This is a genomic window from Nocardia sp. NPDC051750 (assembly GCF_044453135.1).
In the GTDB taxonomy this organism is placed as follows: Bacteria; Actinomycetota; Actinomycetes; order Mycobacteriales; family Mycobacteriaceae; genus Nocardia.
In genome coordinates this window covers 201,265-220,293 of record NZ_JBITCK010000001.1, presented here as the reverse complement: position 1 = coordinate 220,293, position 19,029 = coordinate 201,265, and the positions used below count along the sequence as shown (strand labels likewise).

The following is a 19,029-nucleotide window of genomic DNA, read 5'->3' as shown; positions in this document are numbered from 1 at the left end:
CGGTATGTCCGCGCCGATCGTGATAGCCGGTGCCGGCCTGGCCGGGCTGCGCACCGCCGAAGAATTGCGCCGGGCCGGGTACGCCGGGGAACTGGTCGTGCTCGGGGACGAGGTCCACGCGCCCTACGACCGTCCGCCGCTGTCGAAACAGTTCGTCCGCGGCGAAATCGAGGCGACCCCGCTGCGGCCCGAGGAGTTCTACGGAGAGAAAGAGATCGATCTCCGCCTGAACACCGCGGCGGCCGGTGTGGACACCACGGCCAAGAAGGTGCTGCTGGCCGATGGTTCGGCAGTGGAATACGAACACCTCGTGATCGCCACCGGTTTGACGCCCCGCCGGCTGCCCGGCACCGAGGACGTCACCGGCGTCCATGTGCTGCGGAGTCACGACGATGCCGTAGCGATCCGCGAGGGTGCGCGCACGGCCGAGCAGGCGCTGATCATCGGTGCCGGTTTCATCGGCTGCGAACTCGCTGCCAGCCTGCGCGCGGAAGGTTTGTCCGTGGTGCTGGTGGAACCGCAGCCCGCCCCGCTGGCCGGGGTGCTGGGTGCGGAGGTCGGCGAGCTGGTCGCGCGTCTGCATCGCGCCGAAGGGGTCGATCTGCGGTGTGGTGTCGGAGTCGACACCCTGCTGGCCGATCCGGCGGGCCGGGTGCGGGGCGCGCTGCTCGCCGACGGTGCGGAGGTTCCGGCGCAGCTGGTGGTCGCCGGTATCGGGTCCCGTCCGGTCACCGATTGGCTGGTGGATTCCGGGATCGAACTGGCCGAGCCCGCGGCCGGCGGCGGGGTGTTCGCCGACGAGGTCGGCCGGACCAGCGCGCCCGGGGTCTGGGCGGTGGGCGATGTGGCGGCCTGGCGGACACCCACCGGGGAGCATCGCCGGATCGAACACTGGACCAATGCGGGCGAACAGGCCAAACTGCTGACCTGTGCGCTGCTGGGCGTCGAGGCGCCGAGCGTGCCCCAGGTGCCGTATTTCTGGAGCGACCAGTACGAGCTCAAGCTCCAGGCGCTCGGCACGCCGCGAGCCTCCGACGAGATCCGGATCCTCGCCGACGACGGCCGTAAATTCCTCGCCTACTACATCCGTGAGGGCCGGCTGGCCGGTGTGGTCGGTGCCGGGATGACCGGTCAGGTGATGAAGATGCGGGCCAAGATCGCCGCGGCCGCCCCCGTGGAGGAACTGCTCGGCGCCACTCAATAACCTGTTCGATGTGATCGTCGCGCTCATCGATTCGGGTTTCGGGCTGCTGCCCACCGCGGCGTGGCTGCGCAAGCTGCGCCCCGACGTGGATCTGCTGTTGCAGTTGGACCCCGACGGTGCACCCTGGGGCCCGAAACCACAGGATTGGGTCGTCGACAGGGTGGTTTCGGCCGCTCGCACAGCGCGGGACCTGGGGGCCGAGGTTGTGGTCCTGCCGTGTAACACCGCCAGCGTCACCGCCCTCGAGCAGGTCCGCGAGGACCTGGGCCCGCAGGTGCCGGTGGTGGGCACCGTTCCGGCGATCAAGCCGGCGGCCGCGGTCTGCCGGTCGGTCGCGGTGTGGGCGACCGCGGCGACCACCGCGAGCCCGTACCAGGCCGGCCTGATCGCCCGTTTCGGCGGCGCCGCGACCGTGACGGGTGTCGCCTGCCACGGCTTGGCGGAGGCCGTGGATCGCGGCGATATGACCGCGGTCCGCGCGTCGGTCGCCGATGCGGCCGCCCGCACACCCGCCGACGCCGAGGGCGTCGTGCTGGGCTGCACCCACTACCCCCTGGTGTTGGATACGATCGTCGCGGCACTCCCGGAAGGCATCCGGTTGTTCGACAGCGCCCAAGCGGTCGCCGCTCAAACGGTCCGGCGAATGGACGAGCTGAGCAGCCCGGGCAGTGGAAACGGTACGGTCAGCGTCTACCTCAGCGGCCGCCCGGGCGAACTACCCGCCGGTGCCGCGGCCTACGAGCCCGGTCGCCTTCTCGGCGCGGGCTAGGAGCACTACAGCCACGCCGGAGTACCAGGCCGAGTCCGACCGGCTCACGTGTGGCCGGTTACGACACGGTGCCCCGTCGGTGGGAACGGCACGGTCAGCTATTCCAGCGATCGTCCGGGGTGAACTACCGTTCGGTGCCGCCGCCCACGAACCCGGCCGGCTTCTCCCCGTGGGTCGATGAGATCGAGCGGCCTCCGCCCCTTCACCCGATGGCCGGCCTCGAGACCGGGGTCAGCAGTTCCGGCTTGCGCCGCCGGAGGTGCCGCCAGAGACACACCGCAGTGAGGACCAGGGTTTTCATGGCCCCACTCGAGGCGAGGAGCCTCAAAGTTTCAGAATTGGATGCGCAGGTGGTCGGTGACGGGCCGCGCCTGGCAGCCCAGGATGTAACCGCTCTCGATGTCCTCGGGGTCGAGGATTTCGGAGTTCTCCATTTCGACCTTGCCCTCCAGCACCGTGCAGGCGCAGGATCCGCATTCACCTTCCTGGCAGGAGTACGGCACGTCGATGCCCTTGTCGAGCATGATGTCGACCAGGGTCTGTTTCCGGGGCCAGCTGAGGTTGTGGACTTCACCGTCCAGTTCCACCTCCACGGTGGCCGCGTCCGCGGCTTCCTCGTCGGAGATCTCGGTGGGGGCGGTTAGCGCGAAGGGGTCGCCGGCCAGCGAGTTGAAGATCTCGGCGTGGGTGCGGTTACGCGGGACGTCGAGCTGGGCGAGGGCGTCGTGGACCCCGTCCATGAACGGCTTCGGCCCGCACATGAAGGCGGCGTGGCCGGTGTAGGGCCGGAACAGTTCGGCCAGTGCGGCGACGGTCGGCAGGCCTTGGACCGTTTCCAGCCAGTGGATCACGACGAGCCGCTGCGGGTTCTTCTCCGCCAGTTCACGCAGCTCCGCGGCGAAGATGACGGATTCGGGGTCGCGGTTCGCGTAGAACAGCACGATTCGGCCGGTGCCGCGGTCGAGCGCGGATTTGAGAATCGACATCACCGGGGTGATACCGCTGCCGGCCGCGCACAGCAACAGATCGTCGTCGAGATCCTTGGGGGTGAACACGCCGGAGGGCGGTAGCACCTCGAGTTCGTCGCCCGGCTTCACGTTGTCGCAGAGCCAGTTGGAGCCGTAGCCGTCCTTGGTCCGTTTGACCGTGACCTTGGGCAGGTCGTCGGTGAACGGGGAGCTGGCCAGCGAATAGCAGCGGGCCACCGAACCGGTGCGGTCGCTGGGGATGCGCAAGGTGAGGAACTGGCCGGGCTGGTAGGCGAACTTTTCCCGTGCTTGCTCCGGGACCTCGAAGACCAGCGAGCTCGCGTCGGTGGTTTCCGCGATGACCTGGGCGACCCGCAATACGACGGATCGCGAGCCATGGGGCACTTCGACGGTGGTCATCTCGTCCTCTCGACACCTGGTAGCCGACGGCATCCAGCCTACGGCAAAACTAGAACGTGTTTCAATTTTAGCCTATATCGGCCGCCTGTTGGCGAGCCAGCTGTCCCTCCAGCCCGGCCACCAGTACGCCGATCCCGAAATCGTAGGAATATTTGCCGCGCAGATCGGGCAGGTGTTCCATTGCGCGGGCAACTCGCTCCGGCATCACCACATCGGGTGGCGTATCGAGATTGCGCGGGTTCACCCGGCGGCGGCCGAACAGGTAGGTGTGGATGGTCGCGTAACCGGCCAGCACATCGCGGTCCGCGAAACCCGCCTCGTAGAGGATCTCCATGATCGCGGCGATCAGATCGAGTTGTTTACCGAGCATCTGCTCGATGAGCACATCGCCCAGTCCCGGGTGGCGGCGCAGCCGCTCGTCGATCTGCGCGAGCAGGTCGACGAGGCGGTCCTGCCACGATCCCGCTTCCGGTGGTGGTTTACGCACTCCGGCGAGCGCTGCCGTGGCGACCAGGTCGAGGAGTTCCCGCTTGTCCGCCACGTAGTAGTAGGGCGCCATGGGGGAGACGCCGAGCTCGCGCGAGAGCCGCCGCATGGATAGCTTTTCCACCCCATCGGCCCGCACGACCCGAAGTGCCGCCTCGACGATCTCGGTCTCGGAGAGGGTACTTCCGTTGCCGGCCCCGCCCCCGCTCGTCTGCATTCGCACGACTCCCATTGCCACCTCTACATGCTGGGCGGCACGCGCCCGTCACGTTCTGTTCAGCTGCTTCGACACCGCAGTCTAGAGGTCGCGTCGGGGCGCGGACGTCGACATTACTCGAAAACTGTTCCATTTTGTCAGTGGATGACGATATGGTGTGACTGCGATCGCATCCGGCGATCGCAGCGCCGGCACTGTGTCACGGCCCACCGGCGGCACTCCGATGTGGTGCCGCCCGATCCGAGCCGTGGCAGCCCCCGGCCGGCGCAGGCGCCAATCAGTGGAGGTAGCCATGGCGGACAACCGTTCCTTCGGACCGGCCGAAACCGATCACCGCGGACCGATCGGCACAGTCGAGAACCGCGCGAGCGAGGACGCTCCCGTCGTCGAGGAATCTCTGATCGAAGAGGTGTCCATCGACGGTATGTGCGGCGTCTACTGATCGGGCCGGAGATGCTCGATCTGGAAACCCGCTGGCAGTTGCATCCCCGCGTGGCACTGCGCCCGGAACCTTTCGGTGCGCTGCTGTATCACTTCGGGACCCGCAAACTGTCCTTCCTGAAGAATCCGCGGATCGTCGAGATCGTGCGTTCCCTGCCCGGGCACACCTCGGCCCGCGCGGCCATCCGGGCCGCCGGAATCGGGGATTCCGCCGCCGATCCGTACGTGAAGGCCCTGGCGAATCTGGCCGAATCGGACATGATCCAGCGGGCACCGGAAACGGCCGTGCTCACCGAGCCCGCGCCGTTCACCGGTGTCGGCCCCGCCGACCCGGCGGTCCGGCTGGTGGATCGCTTCGAATCCGGGCTGGCCGCTCCGATTTGCCTCACCTGGGAACTCACCTACGCGTGCAACCTCTCGTGCGTGCACTGCCTGTCCTCCTCGGGCCGGCGGGATCCGAACGAACTCAGCACCGAGCAGTGCAAGGCACTGATCGACGAGTTCCAGAAGATGCAGGTGTTCTACGTGAACATCGGCGGTGGTGAACCCACGGTGCGCCCGGACTTCTGGGAGCTCGTGGATTACGCGACCGCGCACCAGGTGGGAGTGAAGTTCTCGACGAACGGTGTGCGCATCACGCCGGAGGTCGCGCAGCGGCTCGCCGCCAGCGACTATGTCGACGTCCAGATCTCACTGGACGGTGCCGATGCCGAGGTCAACGACGCGGTCCGCGGCGCCGGTTCCTACGATACGGCGATCCGGGCGCTGGAAAACCTGGCGAACGCCGGCTTCAAGGACGCGAAGTTGTCCGTGGTGGCCACCCGGCACAATATCGACCAGCTCGATCAGTTCAAGGAGATCGCCGACCGGTACGGCGCCACCCTGCGGCTCACCCGGCTGCGTCCCTCGGGCCGCGGCGCGGACGTCTGGGACGAACTGCATCCGCTGCCGGAACAGCAGCGCACCCTCTACGACTGGCTGGTGCGCAACGGCGAGGGTGTGCTCACGGGAGATTCGTTCTTCCACCTCTCCGCCTACGGTGAGGCCCTGCCGGGGCTGAACATGTGCGGGGCGGGACGAGTGGTCTGCCTGGTCGATCCGCTCGGTGACGTCTACGCCTGCCCGTTCGCGATTCACGACCGGTTCCATGCCGGAAATGTCCTCACCGACGGCGGTTTCGCCACCGTGTGGCGGGATTCGGAGCTGTTCAACGAGTTGCGCGAGCCCAGCGACGGCGGTGCGTGTACGAAATGCGCGCATTACGACTCCTGCCGTGGCGGCTGCATGGCGGCGAAGTTCTTCACCGGGCTGCCCGCCGACGGACCCGACCCGGAATGCGTTCAGGGTTACGGGGAAGCGGCACTGGCCGACGCCGGGCGGATCATCCCGCGCCCGGCCGTGGACCATTCGCGCAAGACCACCTCGCGGCGGTCGCGTTCCACCGGTCCCGTGCCGCTGACGTTGCTGCCCCCGGCGAAGCGTCCGGCACGCGCGTGTGACGAGAGTCCGCTCGTGTGAGAAATGTTGTGTGACACCGCCCCGGGCAGCGATAGCCGAATCGTTGCCCGGGGTGGTTCGTCATACCCGCGCTACTACCCCGGTGACCTATCTCATGGCTCTGTCCACCCTCTTTCCAGGAATTTCTCGGGAACGAAACACTTTTTCCCGGACTGCTGATGTCTCGTAACGAATCGGCAGTTACCATCCGTGGAATGCGCCATGATCGCCTGCCCGACGGATTCGGGGTGCGGATCGACCCACGGGTACGCGCATACTCGGGGGGACGCATCCTGATCGGTGGCTCACCCGCTCGTTTGCTGCGCCTCGCGCCGGAGGCCGCGGAGATGATCGGTGACGGCTACCTCGAAGTGAACAGTCCGCAATCCGCGGTGGTAGCCAGACGGCTACTGGATTCCGGTGTGGCCAACCCCCGGCCGCAGCTGCTGCCGTCGCCGGAGGATGTGACGGTCATCATCCCGCTGCACAACAATCCCGACGGACTCGATCGTCTCCTGGCCACCCTGCGCCAGCACACGGTTATCGTCGTCGACGACGGGTCCGACGAGCCGGTGCGGGTGGCCGACGAACACGGCCGCCGCGGCCAGGTGAAGGTGTTGCGCCACGACCAGCGGCGTGGTCCGGCCGCGGCGCGCAATACCGGCCTGCGTGCCGCGTCGACACAGTTCGTGGCCTTCCTGGACTCCGATGTGGTGCCGCGCAGCGGCTGGCTCGAGGTGATGCTGGGACATTTCAGCGATCCGCAGGTGGCGCTGGTCGCGCCCCGGATCGTCGCGCTGGACCCGGAATCCACCACTCTCGCCCGTTACGAACACACCCGCTCCTCCCTGGACCTGGGCCGGCGGGAATCCGCGGTGCGCTCCGGCGGGGTGGTCTCGTATGTGCCGAGCGCGGCGCTGCTGGTGCGCCGCGAAGTGCTCGAATCCGAGGGTGGGTTCGACGAAAGTATGCAGGTCGCCGAGGATGTGGATCTGTGCTGGCGGCTCGAACACGCGGGCTGGCGGCTGCGCTACGAACCGGCCGCGCATGTGGCGCACGACCATCGGGTCTCGTTCCGCGAGTGGTTCCGTCGCAAACTGTTCTACGGCACCGGCGCCGCGCCACTGAGCCGGCGGCACGCCGGGAAGGTGTCTCCGCTACAGATCCCCAAGTGGACGGCACTGGCCGCGCTGTTCCTGGCGACCCGCACCCGCTGGGGCCTATTGGCCGCGGTCCTGACCCTGCTGGTGCCGCTGCGCCGGTTGCGGATCGCGTTCGCGGGTGTGGACAACCCGACCGGTGTCGCCGCGATCTATGTGGCCCGGGGTTTCTTCGCGGGGCTGTGGCGGCTGTCCTCGGCCATGTTCCGCCATTATTGGCCGATAACCCTGGCCGCGATGATTTTCTCGCGCCGGATCCGGCAGACCGCGTTGACGCTCGCGCTCGCCGAGGGGGCCGTCGACTGGTACACCCATCGCGAGCCCGGTGGACTGGACCCGCTGCGCTATATCGCGTTCCGGCGCATCGACGATATCGGTTACGGCACCGGTCTGTGGCTGGGCGCGTGGCGGGCGGGCAGCCCGGCCGCGTTGAGACCGACCGCTCCGCCGCGGTAGCCGGAGCGGACACCATGGTGGACACCCTGATCATCGGTGGCGGCAGTGCCGGTTCGGTGCTGGCCGCGCGGCTGAGCGAGGATCCCGGACATACCGTCCGACTCGTGGAAGCCGGCGACCACCGGCCGTCGCCGGCCGATTTCCCACCGGAACTCGCCGACAGCGCCGCGCTGCCCCTGGACGACCGGGCGCCCTGGCTGTGGCGGTACCCCGTGGCGCTCACCCCGGACCGGCCCGGTCATATCGTGCGTGGCCGCGGTATCGGCGGCTCGGGTTCGGTGAACGGCTGCTACTTCATTCGTGCCGCGGCCCGGGATTTCGCGGCCTGGAGCCGGGAGGCGGGCACCCCGGCCTGGGATTTCGGGGATGTGCTGCCGTACCTGCGGTCGCTGGAGAACGACGAGGACTTCGGCGACCACGCCGGGCACAGCCGAACCGGGCCGGTTCCCGTGCGCCGGGTCGCCCGGCCCACCCGTCTGGCCGAGGAATTTGCCGCCACCTGCCTGGATCTCGGGTTCGGCGAGGTGCCCGACTGGAATGCGATGCCCGGCGGTCCGGAATCGGGCGTCGGGCCGGTGCCGTGCACGATCGGGCCGCCGGATGCCGCCGGGCGGCACGGGCGGATCGGTCCCGCAACGGCTTACCTGTTGCCCGCCTTGTCCCGCCCGAATCTGATCGTGCGCGGCGACACCCTGGTGACCCGCCTGCGATTCGACGGTACCCGGGTGGTCGGGGCCGACTGCCTGTCCGGCGGGCAGCTGGAGACGATCCGGGCGGATCGGGTGGTGCTGTGCGCGGGCGCGATCGAATCCGCCGCGCTGCTCCTGCGCTCCGGTATCGGCCCCGCCGACCACCTTGCGGCGCTGGGGATACCGCTGGTCGCCCCGGCGCCAGTCGGTCGATGGACCACCGATCACCCGGAAATCGGAATCGAGTACCGGCACCCGGCCCCCGCGGGTGGCGCGGTGCCGTTGGAATACATCCTGCAGTTCGACGATATCGAGATCCGGCCTTACACCGTCGCCTTCACTCCCGGGGTGCACCGGATGGGCGTCACGCTGATGCGGCCGACCAGTTCGGGCCGGCTCCGGCTGACCTCCCCGGATCCGCTCGCTCCGCCGCTGATCGAACAGGACTATCTCGCGACGGGTTCCGATCGGGCCCGGTTGCGCGCGGCGGTGGGGCTGGCCGGCAAGGTTCTGGATGTGATGTCGGCGCAGTGGTCCGATGGGGCGGCGGAGGGGGAGATCTCGGACCGTTGGCTGCACGAGCGGCTCGGTACCTCCCAGCATCTGGCGGGTACCTGCCGGATGGGCAGGTCGGACGATCCCCGGGCGGTGGTGGACGAACGGTGCCGGGTCCACGGGGTGGAGGGGGTGTCGGTGGTCGATCTGTCGGTGGTGCCGGTACCGCTGAGCCGGGGCCCGCACGCCACGGTGGTGCTGCTGGCCGAACGGGCGACGGCGGACCTGCGCTGAGCCGATCGGCCGGAGCGGCTGGGGCCCAGATCGTTTCGTGATGACCGGTCTGTTATTCGATACATCGACCGGCTATTGTCGCGCTAACGGCGGGGCCGGTCGTTCCCGGACGCACCCCACCGCCAGTTCTACCCGGGTGGCGCAGCCGGTTCCGCTACGGTACTTTCCTCCGGTGCGGTACGCCGGTCGGGTACGCCGCCGCCCGGGATCCGACGCTCCGGGTGCACCCTCCGACGCCGGCCGCGAACCGTCCGCCCACAGGTGTGGCCGCTGTTTTCCGGCCCACCTCTGTAGCCTGCGCCGGGTCAACCGGTGTGGTAGGTGAGCTGTATCGGTCGGGGATACAGCTCACCGGGGTGGGTCGGCGAAATACCAAGTGGCGCCACGCAATATTGCATCCCCATTTTCGACACCCCGGCCCGATCTCCCGGGTAATCCGGCTCGGAGCAAGTACTCTGGTCCTTCGGGAGGCCCGCCGCGGCAACGCGATCCGGCCCCCGGGAATCCGCACCCGGCGCCGAACACCGGGGAAGGTACGGCGCCGGTGCGGAAGGTCCCAGCGAACTCCCCGCGACCGCGTAGTCCGCCGGTTCTCCCTGCTATCGCCCGCCGAAGCCGGACATGGCGATACCCCGGAGGAACGCCTTCTGAGCGAAGGCGTAGACGATCACCAGCGGTAGCAGGATCAGCGTGGATGCGGCCATCAGCACCGGCCAGTCGGAGACGTACTGCCCCTGCATCTGCACCAGGCCGAGGGTGACGGTGGAGATGTCTTCGCGCTGGATCATCACCAAGGGCCACAGGAAGTCGTTCCACACCGTGACCCAGGTGAGCACCGCGAGCACCATCACCGCCGGTCTGGCGTTGGGCAGGAGCACCCGCCAGTAGATCTGCCACGGTGAACAGCCGTCGAGAACCGCGGCTTCTTCGAGCTCGGCGGGGAGCGTGCGGAAGAACTGCCGCATCAGGTAGGTGCCGAACGCATTGCCGAACAGGCCGGGCACGATCAGTGCCCAGGGCGTATCCGTCCAGCCCAGAATTCGGATGAGCACGAACTGCGGGACAACGGTCACCGTGAGCGGGACCATGAGCGTGGCCAGGTAGGCCACGAACAGCACATCCCGGCCGGGGAAACGCAGCCGGGCGAACGCGTATCCGGCCAGCGAGCAGAAGAAGACCTGACCGGCCGTGATGCAGCCGGCATAGACCACTGTGTTGAGGAACATCCGGCCGAACGGGATCAGCTCGAAGACGGTGCCGTAGTTGGACCACTGGGGATCCCGCGGGAGCAGGGTCGGCGTGGTGACCTCGGATTGCTTCTTCACCGAACCGGCCAGCGCCCACAGGATGGGGAGCAGAGCGCACCAGGCCATCGCGATGAGCGCCAGGTAGAGCGCGGCGGCCCGGAGCACGCCGCGGTTGTTCCAACGTGTGGCCGCCATCAGTCCTCCGTCGATTTCCGTCGGGTGAACCACATTTGCGCGACGGTCAGCGCCAGCAGGACCACGAAGATCAGCCAGGCGATGGCGGACGCGTAGCCGGCGTCACCGAATGCGAAGGCATTCTGGAAGATCATGATGCCGAAGACGTAGGTCCCCGTCTCCGGTCCACCGTGGCCGCCGGTGAGCACGTAGACCTGGTCGAATGCCTGTACCGAGTTGATGATCGAAATCACGAGGACGAAGGCCAGCGCACCCCGGATCAGGGGCACGGTGACGGAGACGAATCGCCGTATGGCCCCGGCCCCGTCGATTTTGGCCGCGTCGTACAGGTCCTCCGGTACGCCCTGCATCGCGGCCAGCAGGACGACCGTGGCGAACGGGACACTTTTCCAGGTGCTGACCAGGCACAGCGACACCATCGCCCACTCCGGGTCGACCAACCAGGGGATGGGCCCGATTCCGAGCCGGCCGAGGATCGTATTGAGCGGCCCGTTGTTGGTGTCGAAGACGAAACGCCAGATCACCGCCATCACCACACTCGACACGGCCAGCGGCAGGAACATGACGGTCCGGAAGAAACCGATTCCCTTGATCCGCCGGTTCAAGGCCGCGGCGACGACGAGGCTTATCGCCACGGTCGGGATCAGGGTGCCGAGGGTGAAGACGATCGTGTTCCGCAAGGCAATGGCGAACAGCGGGTCTCCGGTGAGCAGCCGGTGGAAGTTGTCGAGTCCGGTGAACCGGATCGGGCCGAACAGATCCCACTCCTGAAAGCTCAGGTAGAACGAGAAACCCAAGGGAAACAGCAGGAACACTGCCACCGCCAGGAGGTTCGGTGCGATGAACAGCCGCGCCGCCCGGGCCTGCCGTACGGCCAGGACCGAGGGTCGTGCGGTGGCGGGTTCCGGGACGGAAGCCTGCTCGATGACGGTTTTCTCGGTGGCGGTCATTGGTTACGCAGCACCTCGTCGGCCTCGGGAGCGAGTTGATTCTTCAGCGATGTCGCCGGCCGGGCACCTCGGAGCACCGGGCCGACATAGCGGTCCATCAGGGCATCGATACGCGCCCATTCCGCGCTGACGGGTAAGGGTGCGGAGCGGGCCGGTCCGCCGGTGAGGATTTCCAGGTTCCGGATATCGGTGTGCGCCGCGGCGAAACCGCGCGAGTTCACGGCGGGTTTCCAGACCGGCACGAATAGGCCGGTTTCCGCGATGACCGCCTGACCGATCGGTCCGCACGCGAACTTCAGGAACTCCCACGCTTGCTCTTTCCTGGGACTGGCGGCGGATATAGCGAGGCCTGTTGTGCCGATATTCGACCGTGCCCCAGTGCTTTCCGGACCGAACGGCAGCGCCGTAACGTCGAAATCCAGATCATCGGCATCGGAGAAGGTGCGGTACCGCCAGTGCCCGCCCATGGCCATTGCGGCTTTTCCCTGGGCGAACTGGTCCATGGTCGAGATCGACTGCACATCCGCCGGTGTAGGCGCTACACCGTACCGATTGGCCAGATCCGCGTAGAACTGGACGCCTTCGATGAAGGCATCGTCGGAGAAGGCCGAACGATCCGGGACGGTTCGCGGGCTCGCCCAGTCGGCGCCGTTGTTGATGGCGAACAAACCCGCGGAATAGTAGGGCACCCACGTGTCGACGAAACCCCACTGCACAACCCTGCCCGACCGGTCACGTTCGGTGAGAGCGCGGCCGATATCGAGGAATTCGGCGAAGCTCCACGCGTCGCTCCACCGGCCGGGAGCCGGCACGCCGGCCTTGCCGAACAGCTTCCTGTTGTAGAACAGGAAATTTCCCGACCATTGCTCCGGGAGCGCGTACTGCCCGCCCTTGAAGGTGAACGTGTCGTACAGTGCCGCGACACTTCCCGCCTGCAGTTCGGTAGCGAAAGCCGGATCACCGTCGAGCAGGGTGGTCAGATCCAGCAAGACGCCCCGGTCGGCGAGACCGGCATAGGTTTGTTCCCACGCCATCAACACGTCGGGACATTTACCGCCCGCGCAAAAAGTCAGCATCTGCTGCATGGGGTCGGGTCCGGACAGTACGGTGCGAACCCGGATATCCGGATATCTCCGGGCGAACTCGTCGATCACCCGCCGACGCCCGTCGACCTCCTCGGGATTGGCCTGGAAGAAGAACGTCAGCGCATCGTCGTTGTTGCCGCATCCGCCCAGCGCCGGAAGCGCCAGCGATGCGCCGAGGCCCCCGGCGGCGCGCAGAAAACCGCGACGCCCCACCGGTACTGTCCGCTCATCCACGCCGCAATCACCTCGTGCCTGCGTCGAGCGCGCTCACGCAGAATCGTCCGGATCTGGACCGTGAATCTTGTCCCGAATGCCGGTCCGCCCGTCTGAGCAGCGCCGCTTCGGTACTCGCAGATTGTCCAACGCCGCCCCGCGAATCGACTCGAGCGACTCACCTGGTTCCGCAGCTTTGCTGCACGGGCTGTGGAATTCTCAGATAGATTGTGCACAACTAAATTGCACAAATCTAAATTGTGTGGCACCATCTTCGATGTGGAGAAGGACCTGCTCTTGGACTCGCAAGTCTGCTTCGCGCTGTACTCGGCGGCGCGGGTCGCGTCGAATGCATACCGGGATGGGCTCGGGGAGCTCGGCCTGACCTACACCCAATACGTCACGCTGCTCGCCCTCTGGGAGGACGACGGACTCACCGTGTCGGCGCTCGGCAAACGACTACGGCTCGACAGTGGGACATTGTCACCGCTGCTGCGCCGCCTGCACACGCTGGGCGTCGTGGAGAAGCGGCGCGACACCGCCGACGAGCGATCGGTCACCATCCACCTCACCGACGCAGGCCGGCGCCTGCAACCGCGGGTGGCCGCGGTGCAGCGCCGGGTCCAGCAGCAATTCGAAATCTCGCCCGAAGAAGCCGTTCTGCTGCGTGATCTCGCCACGCGGTTCTGCGATTCACAAATCCGGAAAGACCACCAGGAATGAGGAATACGATGCCCGAAATCGTCTACACCGCAGAAGCCATCTCCACCGGCGCCGGCCGCAACGGCCGCACCCGCACCGCCGACGGCCGGATCGACCTGCAACTGGCCATGCCGAAGGAGATGGGCGGCAACGGCGACGGCGCCAACCCGGAACAGTTGTTCGCGGCCGGATATGCCGCATGCTTCCACTCCGCGCTGCAACTGATCGCCCGGACGAAGAAGGTCGAACTCGGCGACTCGAGCGTCGGTGCCCGGGTCGGTATCGGTCCCAACGGCAGCGGCGGTTTCGGCCTGGCCGTCACCCTCGAGGTCGTCATCCCGACCCTCGAGCGCGCCGCCGCTCAGGAGCTCGCCGATGCCGCACACGCCGTGTGCCCGTACTCGAATGCGGTGCGCGGCAATATCGATGTCGATATCCTCGTCACCGACGACTGAAGCAAAACCCGAGATCGGGTGTACGCACTCGGCCTCGGTGAAACGCCTTGCAGCTGGGTGGACATTCCGGAAAGCTCCAGTCCCGGCGTCCACCCAGGTGCTCGGCGCCTTTCATTGCCAGGCGGACAGCATGTCGTCCGGTCCCCATACCAGGTCGATGCCTGCGGATTCCAGTCCTGGTCCGACTCCGGCCCTGGTGGCGGCGATCAAATGGGTTTCGCCGGGCGTATAGCCGGGAACCTGCACCGCGGATCTTCGCAGAGCGGTGAGGTCGTGCTCGTCGAACGGACTGCCCAGCCATTTGACAGAGCCTACGAAGAAGACCTGTTTCGCAACCGGCGCACGGTCAGCGCCCACAAGGTCGACCTCAGGATCGAACCGGCGATTCCACCAGCCGCCCACCGCTTCGACTTCCGGCCAGGACAGGTTTCCGGCGAGGGCTGCGAGCTCCAGTGATTCGCGAACCATCGGCTCGATCGCTCGACCCCGCCACGTGGTCCAACGCCGCTGAACCACACGGAATGCGCCCTGCGGCCGTCCGCGGCGGGAAAGATCCTGTGCGGCGCGCAGGATCGCCAGGTACAGCCGGAGATTACTGTCTGCCACCCGGTACAGCGCAGGTTTTCCGGGGCGGGTCGACAACGGCTCGTCCATCGCGAGCACTCGTTTGTCCGCGGTGAGACGCCGGAGGATCGGGGAGAGGCTCCCTGATGCGATGGGACCTGCGCGTCCTCCCGCGCTCGCCGCGATATTCGCATGAGTGCGGTCGCCACCGCCGACCGATTCGAGCACGCGAAGCGTTTGATCCGGTGTCGGAAATTCAGCCAGTAGCGCAGATTCCGGCACGCTGAACAACGGTGCGGCCGGATCGGCACATTCTCGTTCCAGGAATTCCAGCGGTGCGGTGCCGGGCGGCCAGCTCCGCAGAATCCCGGGGAGCCCGCCGGTGATCAGATGCGCGTCGAGCGCGTCCGCCGCGCCGAGTCCTGTCGTTGCCGCGACCTCGGCGGGGTTGAGTGGTCCGAGTACCAGGTTGTCCGCTCGACCGAAGAACGGCTGGTCGTAGGCGGTGAGGCGCTCCATCATGTGCAGGTCGCTGCCGAGCAGCAACAGCAGTACAGGCCGTCGGGACAGTAGCCGGTCCCATGCTGTCTGCAGGACTCCGTCGAAGGTCGTGTCCTGCTCTGCCAGCCATGGCACTTCATCGAAGACGACCACCGAGGGCGTGTCCGGGAGCAGAGCCGCCAATGCTCGGAACGCATCCGCCCAGGAACTGGCTTGATCGGGCACGAGCGTTGCATCGCTGAGCAGCGATGATTCCCGGATCTCGCGGAGGAACACTGGCAGGGACTCGTTCGGGGCGGCGCCCTTGGTGGCTGTGAAGTAGACATAAGGCACTGCGGCGCGGTCACAGAACTCCTGAACCAGCCGGGATTTGCCGACCTGGCGTCGGCCGCGGATCGCCACGGCGAGTCCGGTAGCAGAGTCGGTAACTCGGCGTAACCGGGTGTCGAGCACCGCCAGCTCGTTGTCTCGGCCGATGAACCCGATCATGACCCTCCAATCGCCCGGCATTTACGTAGACTCTTTCTATATAGATAGTATCTACGTAGATGCTGGCTACCAAGTGTCACTGGAGGTAGGCGGGCCGATCCTCGGGGCTCGGCGTTCCGTGAACGGCCCGTAAGCCGCCGCGGTGAGGGTCGCCGGGGAGTGCTTCAGATGAGCTGCTTCTGTTTCTTGATGCGGCGGCGGACGTCGGCCATGAGGGTGTGGGTGCCGCCGTGGCGGAGGAAGCGGGGGATGAAGCGGTTGACGAAACCTACGAAGAGGAAGAGGTTTTCGAAGCGGCGCTGGTCGGCGGCCGTCCATTCGACCTGCATCTGTTCGCGGAAATAGGGGGCGAGGAAACCGATGGTGAGGAAGCGCAGCAGGCCGCGGAACGGGATGCGCAGGTACCAGTGGATCATGCGCAGGTTCAGTAGGTCGTCGAGGTAGGAGCGGACGAAATCGTCGAGAACCGCCTGCTCGCAGGCCTTGTTCCAGTATTCGTCGAATTCGGCCCGGGTGGCCGGCCACATATCCTCGGTGACCTGCAGCGTGGTGCCCAGTGACGACGAGGATCGGTAGAAGGCTTCGTTCTGTTCCGGGCTCATCTTGCCCGCGAGCAGCTGGTAGGTGTCCTCGAAGCCGATATAGAGGCAGGCCGCGACCCACAGCTGCAGGTTGCGGTCGAAGGCGTTGTATTTGACCGGGGCGCCCGGTTCGGAGCGCACCTGGCGGTGGGCGACGTTCACCGCTTCGCGGAAGGCCTTCTTCTCCTCGTCGTTGCCGAGGATGGCAACGGCCAGGTACTGGGTGGTGGTGCGGGCGCGTTTCCAGGGGCGCTTCATCAGCGAGCCCGATTCCACCTTGCTCTCGGCGACGCCGTATCCGACGCCTGGGTTCGCCATCTGCATGATGACGTTCGCCGCGGCACCGGCGAACTGCCAGAAGTCGAGGGCGTCGGTGAGTTGCAGGGGGCGTTTGGTGAAGGGGCGGTGGGTGGTGCTGATCCGGATGCGCGTCCGCTCGGTGGTCAGCGGCAACTGATTTCCCGCGGGTGTGCCGTGCGGGCTGATGGTTTGCCAGGAGTGTGCTGCGGCGGTCATGAGTGTCCTTCCCCAGGGATCCGGTGTGTACTAAGTTACTCCAAATTCTTCCAACAGTCACTGGGTATCAAGGAACAGTCGCTAACTTATGCACACTTGATCTTGTTGGGAAATCTACCTAGAACAGGTGTCAAGCGGTAATCGTCGAGCATCGAACTTCCTGAAAACCTTCCACACGATCGTGAATCGTGCGTAACATACCGCTCCGACCGACCGTCTCAGACGTTCCCCGGCGGGGAGGGCGCGTAGCGGCCGGACAAGGAAGGAGCGCAGCATGCTCAAACGGCTGGATCGACTGTTCAGCTATGAGATGAAGGTGTCGGAGTTCCTCGGCACCCTCATCATCCTCGGGATTCCCTATGGGCTCATCGGAATCGTCTGGACGCTCACCCATACCTCGCATCTGCGTGAGATGCACGGCCTGGACGTGATCATCTCGTTCCTGGGTTCGATCGTGTGCTGGCCGGTGCTCACCTTCTCGAACGTGGCGATGACCTGATGATGGCGCTGGTATGGCTCATCGACATCGTGGTGATCGTCGTCAAGATCCTCGGTGGACGGACGACGGTGAATCCGATTCTGCGCTTCGGCCTGTGGCTGGCCCTGCTGTGCGTGCTCGCCGCCGGTATCGCGGTGGTGGGCGCCGGGCTGATGCTGCTGCAGCAATACCTCAGCGGTGACCTCGACACGACCGGACTGGAACTGCCGTGGTGACCGCCGGAAAGTCCGAACCGGAGCCGCGTACCGACCTCGAACAGGCGGTCGACGATCTCAAAGGACTCTGGCAACGCCATCCCCAGCGTTCTCTGGAAACCCTCGGACGGCAGGTGACGCTGGGCCGGGAGGCCGTGGTCGAGACGGTGAAAGCCATCGCCGCGCGCCGGTTCCCATTCGCGGAGTTCGCGAAACAGTGCGGGTTCATGGCCAATGTGTCGGCCGCACCGACCATTTTCGTCGCCATGCCGATCGCGGTCGTGGTGTCGATCCAGATCGGTGCGCTGGTCAACCAGGTCGGTGCCACCACGTTCATCGGGGCGGTCGCCGGACTGGGCATCATCCGGCAGGGCGCACCACTGGTGACCTCGCTGATGATCGCGGGCGCGGTCGGGTCGGCCATCTGCGCCGACCTCGGCTCCCGGACGATCCGGGAAGAGATCGACGCGATGATGGTGATGGGGGTCAACCCCGTTCGGAGACTCGTGGCACCGCGGCTGGTGGCGGCCGTGGTGGTGAGCATGCTGCTGTGCGGGTTCATCGTTTTCGTCGGTTTCGCGACGGCCTACATGTTCAATGTCTATGCCCAGTCGGGCACACCGGGCTCTTTCATCAATTCGTTCGCCTCGTTCGCGGTGGCCAACGATATGGCGGTGGCCCTGGTCAAATCGGCGGTGTTCGGCGTGCTGACGGCGATCATCGCCTGCGATATCGGACTGCATGCCAAGGGCGGTCCGGGCGGGGTGGCGAATGCGGTGAACTCGGCGGTGGTTTCGTCGGCGCTGATGCTGTTCGCCACCAACATCATCATCACCCAGGTGTACAACACCGTCTTCCCGACGAAGGTGATCTGACGTGGGCTCTCCGTACACACCTCCCGCGCTGAAACCGGTCCGGCTGGTCGCCTCCGCGGCGGCGGTGCCCATGGATGCCAACCGCCGACTGGGTCACCAGGGCATCACCTTTGTCCAGGCGTTGGTCGCGATCCCGTTCGTGATCAGGCATTACCGCAAGGAAGTGCTACGCCTGACGGCCGACGTCGGCTGGGGCAACGGGTCGTTGATCGTGGGTGGCGGCACCGTCGGCGTGGTGATCATTCTGTGCGGGTTCGGCGGGATCACGGTGGGGATGGAGGCGTTCAGCGCGCTGAATCTGCTCACCATGGGCCCGCTCACGGGGGCGATTTCCGGGTTCGCCACCACCCGCGAGTTAGCGCCGATTCTTGCCACTCTCGCCTTCGCGATCCAAGCTGGCTGCCGATTCACCGCGCAACTGGGGTCCATGCGGATCGCCGAGGAGATCGACGCGCTGGAATCCATCGCGATCCGGCCGCTGCCATATCTGGTGACCACCCGGATGATCGCGGCCACCCTGACCATCATCCCGCTGTACAGCGTGGGACTGGCGGTGGCATATCTGGCCACCAAGCTCTCGGTGCTCCTGCTGGGCGGTACCTCCGCGGGCACCTACGACCACTACTTCTTCCAGTTCCTCATCGGCCCCGACCTGTTCTTCTCGCTGCTGAAGGTCGTGGTGTTCGTGCTGCTCGCCACGTTCATCCAGTGCTACTACGGTTTCTTCGCCTCAGGCGGGCCGGAAGGTGTCGGGGTGGCGGCCGGGCAAGCGATCAAGATGGTGATCGTGGTCATGGTGTTCGCGAATCTGTTCTTGACACTGGCCATCTGGGGAATCGACCCCGGTTTCCGGATTTCGGGGTGAGG

The 19,029-nt window shown here is 66.4% G+C and carries 19 protein-coding genes; 12 read left to right on the top strand and 7 right to left on the bottom strand.

Translation table 11 applies throughout. From position 1 onward, the window contains the following. Positions 1-4 precede the first annotated feature (4 nt). Positions 5-1,204, top strand: a complete 1,200-nt coding sequence (locus ACIA75_RS00715; protein WP_397098435.1) for an NAD(P)/FAD-dependent oxidoreductase — start codon at positions 5-7, stop codon at positions 1,202-1,204. Positions 1,205-1,214: 10 nt separating this feature from the next. After that, positions 1,215-1,973: a glutamate racemase gene (locus ACIA75_RS00710; protein WP_397098433.1), complete on the top strand. Its 759-nt coding sequence runs from the start codon at positions 1,215-1,217 to the stop codon at positions 1,971-1,973. A 332-nt stretch (positions 1,974-2,305) separates the two neighbouring features. Here ACIA75_RS00710 and ACIA75_RS00705 read toward each other — a convergent pair whose 3' ends face one another. Both ACIA75_RS00705 and mftR2 read right to left on the bottom strand, forming a co-directional pair. Beyond that, complete coding sequence (locus ACIA75_RS00705) at positions 2,306-3,361, bottom strand: 2Fe-2S iron-sulfur cluster-binding protein (protein WP_397098431.1); 1,056 nt, start codon at positions 3,359-3,361, stop codon at positions 2,306-2,308. A gap of 67 nt (positions 3,362-3,428) precedes the next feature. Beyond that, positions 3,429-4,064, bottom strand: coding sequence for a mycofactocin system transcriptional regulator MftR2 (mftR2, locus tag ACIA75_RS00700; protein ID WP_397098429.1), 636 nt, complete (start codon positions 4,062-4,064; stop codon positions 3,429-3,431). A gap of 343 nt (positions 4,065-4,407) precedes the next feature. Between mftR2 and mftA the strand changes: the two genes are divergently transcribed. The 4 genes from mftA to mftG all read left to right on the top strand — a co-directional run bounded on the left by mftA (position 4,408) and on the right by mftG (position 9,096). Continuing rightward, complete coding sequence (mftA, locus tag ACIA75_RS00695) at positions 4,408-4,506, top strand: mycofactocin precursor MftA (RefSeq protein ID WP_397100815.1); 99 nt, start codon at positions 4,408-4,410, stop codon at positions 4,504-4,506. Positions 4,507-4,517: 11 nt separating this feature from the next. Continuing rightward, the gene (gene mftC / locus ACIA75_RS00690; RefSeq protein WP_397100813.1) at positions 4,518-6,023 is read left to right on the top strand and encodes a mycofactocin radical SAM maturase; all 1,506 of its coding nucleotides are present in this window, start codon (positions 4,518-4,520) and stop codon (positions 6,021-6,023) included. 194 nt (positions 6,024-6,217) lie between these two features. After that, positions 6,218-7,618 carry a mycofactocin biosynthesis glycosyltransferase MftF gene (gene mftF / locus ACIA75_RS00685; protein WP_397098427.1) on the top strand — a complete coding sequence of 467 codons (1,401 nt, stop codon included), beginning with the start codon at positions 6,218-6,220 and terminating at the stop codon, positions 7,616-7,618. 14 nt (positions 7,619-7,632) lie between these two features. Further along, complete coding sequence (mftG, locus tag ACIA75_RS00680; RefSeq protein WP_397098425.1) at positions 7,633-9,096, top strand: mycofactocin system GMC family oxidoreductase MftG; 1,464 nt, start codon at positions 7,633-7,635, stop codon at positions 9,094-9,096. Positions 9,097-9,695: 599 nt separating this feature from the next. On the opposite strand, the gene ACIA75_RS00675 is transcribed toward mftG, so the two are convergent. Genes ACIA75_RS00675 through ACIA75_RS00665 form a run of 3 tightly spaced genes read right to left on the bottom strand, consistent with a single transcriptional unit; the run spans position 9,696 to position 12,807 of the window. Continuing rightward, on the bottom strand, positions 9,696-10,538 hold the full coding sequence (locus tag ACIA75_RS00675) for a carbohydrate ABC transporter permease (RefSeq protein ID WP_397098423.1): 843 nt from the start codon (positions 10,536-10,538) through the stop codon (positions 9,696-9,698). After that, positions 10,538-11,488: a carbohydrate ABC transporter permease gene (locus tag ACIA75_RS00670; protein WP_397098421.1), complete on the bottom strand. Its 951-nt coding sequence runs from the start codon at positions 11,486-11,488 to the stop codon at positions 10,538-10,540. Before ACIA75_RS00670 ends, ACIA75_RS00675 begins: the two co-directional genes overlap by 1 nt. Further along, positions 11,485-12,807 carry an ABC transporter substrate-binding protein gene (locus ACIA75_RS00665; protein ID WP_397098419.1) on the bottom strand — a complete coding sequence of 441 codons (1,323 nt, stop codon included), beginning with the start codon at positions 12,805-12,807 and terminating at the stop codon, positions 11,485-11,487. Before ACIA75_RS00665 ends, ACIA75_RS00670 begins: the two co-directional genes overlap by 4 nt. Before the next feature lie 258 nt (positions 12,808-13,065). On the opposite strand from ACIA75_RS00665, the gene ACIA75_RS00660 reads away from it, so the two are divergent. Together ACIA75_RS00660 and ACIA75_RS00655 are read left to right on the top strand one after the other, a co-directional pair. Continuing rightward, the gene (locus tag ACIA75_RS00660) at positions 13,066-13,509 is read left to right on the top strand and encodes a MarR family winged helix-turn-helix transcriptional regulator (protein ID WP_397098417.1); all 444 of its coding nucleotides are present in this window, start codon (positions 13,066-13,068) and stop codon (positions 13,507-13,509) included. A gap of 8 nt (positions 13,510-13,517) precedes the next feature. Beyond that, positions 13,518-13,943 carry an organic hydroperoxide resistance protein gene (locus tag ACIA75_RS00655; RefSeq protein ID WP_397098415.1) on the top strand — a complete coding sequence of 142 codons (426 nt, stop codon included), beginning with the start codon at positions 13,518-13,520 and terminating at the stop codon, positions 13,941-13,943. A gap of 111 nt (positions 13,944-14,054) precedes the next feature. On the opposite strand, the gene ACIA75_RS00650 is transcribed toward ACIA75_RS00655, so the two are convergent. Beyond that, positions 14,055-15,497, bottom strand: a complete 1,443-nt coding sequence (locus ACIA75_RS00650; protein WP_397098413.1) for an ATP-binding protein — start codon at positions 15,495-15,497, stop codon at positions 14,055-14,057. A gap of 164 nt (positions 15,498-15,661) precedes the next feature. Beyond that, entirely contained in the window at positions 15,662-16,594 is a 933-nt protein-coding gene (locus ACIA75_RS00645; RefSeq protein ID WP_397098411.1) for an oxygenase MpaB family protein, read from the bottom strand. 274 nt (positions 16,595-16,868) lie between these two features. Here ACIA75_RS00645 and ACIA75_RS00640 point away from each other — a divergent pair, with 274 nt between their 5' ends. Genes ACIA75_RS00640 through ACIA75_RS00625 form a run of 4 tightly spaced genes read left to right on the top strand, consistent with a single transcriptional unit; the run spans position 16,869 to position 19,027 of the window. Next, a complete protein-coding gene (locus tag ACIA75_RS00640; protein ID WP_397098409.1) occupies positions 16,869-17,093 on the top strand; it encodes a hypothetical protein in 225 nt (74 codons plus the stop codon). Then, complete coding sequence (locus tag ACIA75_RS00635; protein ID WP_397098407.1) at positions 17,093-17,308, top strand: hypothetical protein; 216 nt, start codon at positions 17,093-17,095, stop codon at positions 17,306-17,308. The genes ACIA75_RS00640 and ACIA75_RS00635 overlap by 1 nt, the downstream gene beginning before the upstream one ends. Beyond that, positions 17,305-18,162 (top strand): MlaE family ABC transporter permease, encoded by an 858-nt coding sequence (locus ACIA75_RS00630; protein ID WP_397098405.1) that lies wholly within the window; start codon positions 17,305-17,307, stop codon positions 18,160-18,162. Before ACIA75_RS00635 ends, ACIA75_RS00630 begins: the two co-directional genes overlap by 4 nt. Position 18,163: 1 nt before the next feature. Continuing rightward, positions 18,164-19,027 (top strand): ABC transporter permease, encoded by an 864-nt coding sequence (locus tag ACIA75_RS00625; RefSeq protein ID WP_397098403.1) that lies wholly within the window; start codon positions 18,164-18,166, stop codon positions 19,025-19,027. Positions 19,028-19,029: the final 2 nt, after the last annotated feature.

Bases quoted from the DNA above. Each gene is read 5' to 3' on its own strand.
- ACIA75_RS00715 (WP_397098435.1), top strand. From the start codon at position 5: ATGTCCGCGCCGATCGTGATAGCCGGTGCCGGCCTGGCCGGGCTGCGC.
- ACIA75_RS00705 (WP_397098431.1), bottom strand. From the start codon at position 3,361: ATGACCACCGTCGAAGTGCCCCATGGCTCGCGATCCGTCGTATTGCGG.
- mftR2 (WP_397098429.1), bottom strand. From the start codon at position 4,064: ATGCAGACGAGCGGGGGCGGGGCCGGCAACGGAAGTACCCTCTCCGAG.
- mftC (WP_397100813.1), top strand. From the start codon at position 4,518: ATGCTCGATCTGGAAACCCGCTGGCAGTTGCATCCCCGCGTGGCACTG.
- mftF (WP_397098427.1), top strand. From the start codon at position 6,218: ATGCGCCATGATCGCCTGCCCGACGGATTCGGGGTGCGGATCGACCCA.
- mftG (WP_397098425.1), top strand. From the start codon at position 7,633: ATGGTGGACACCCTGATCATCGGTGGCGGCAGTGCCGGTTCGGTGCTG.
- ACIA75_RS00675 (WP_397098423.1), bottom strand. From the start codon at position 10,538: ATGGCGGCCACACGTTGGAACAACCGCGGCGTGCTCCGGGCCGCCGCG.
- ACIA75_RS00670 (WP_397098421.1), bottom strand. From the start codon at position 11,488: ATGACCGCCACCGAGAAAACCGTCATCGAGCAGGCTTCCGTCCCGGAA.
- ACIA75_RS00655 (WP_397098415.1), top strand. From the start codon at position 13,518: ATGCCCGAAATCGTCTACACCGCAGAAGCCATCTCCACCGGCGCCGGC.
- ACIA75_RS00650 (WP_397098413.1), bottom strand. From the start codon at position 15,497: ATGATCGGGTTCATCGGCCGAGACAACGAGCTGGCGGTGCTCGACACC.
- ACIA75_RS00645 (WP_397098411.1), bottom strand. From the start codon at position 16,594: ATGACCGCCGCAGCACACTCCTGGCAAACCATCAGCCCGCACGGCACA.
- ACIA75_RS00640 (WP_397098409.1), top strand. From the start codon at position 16,869: ATGCTCAAACGGCTGGATCGACTGTTCAGCTATGAGATGAAGGTGTCG.
- ACIA75_RS00635 (WP_397098407.1), top strand. From the start codon at position 17,093: ATGATGGCGCTGGTATGGCTCATCGACATCGTGGTGATCGTCGTCAAG.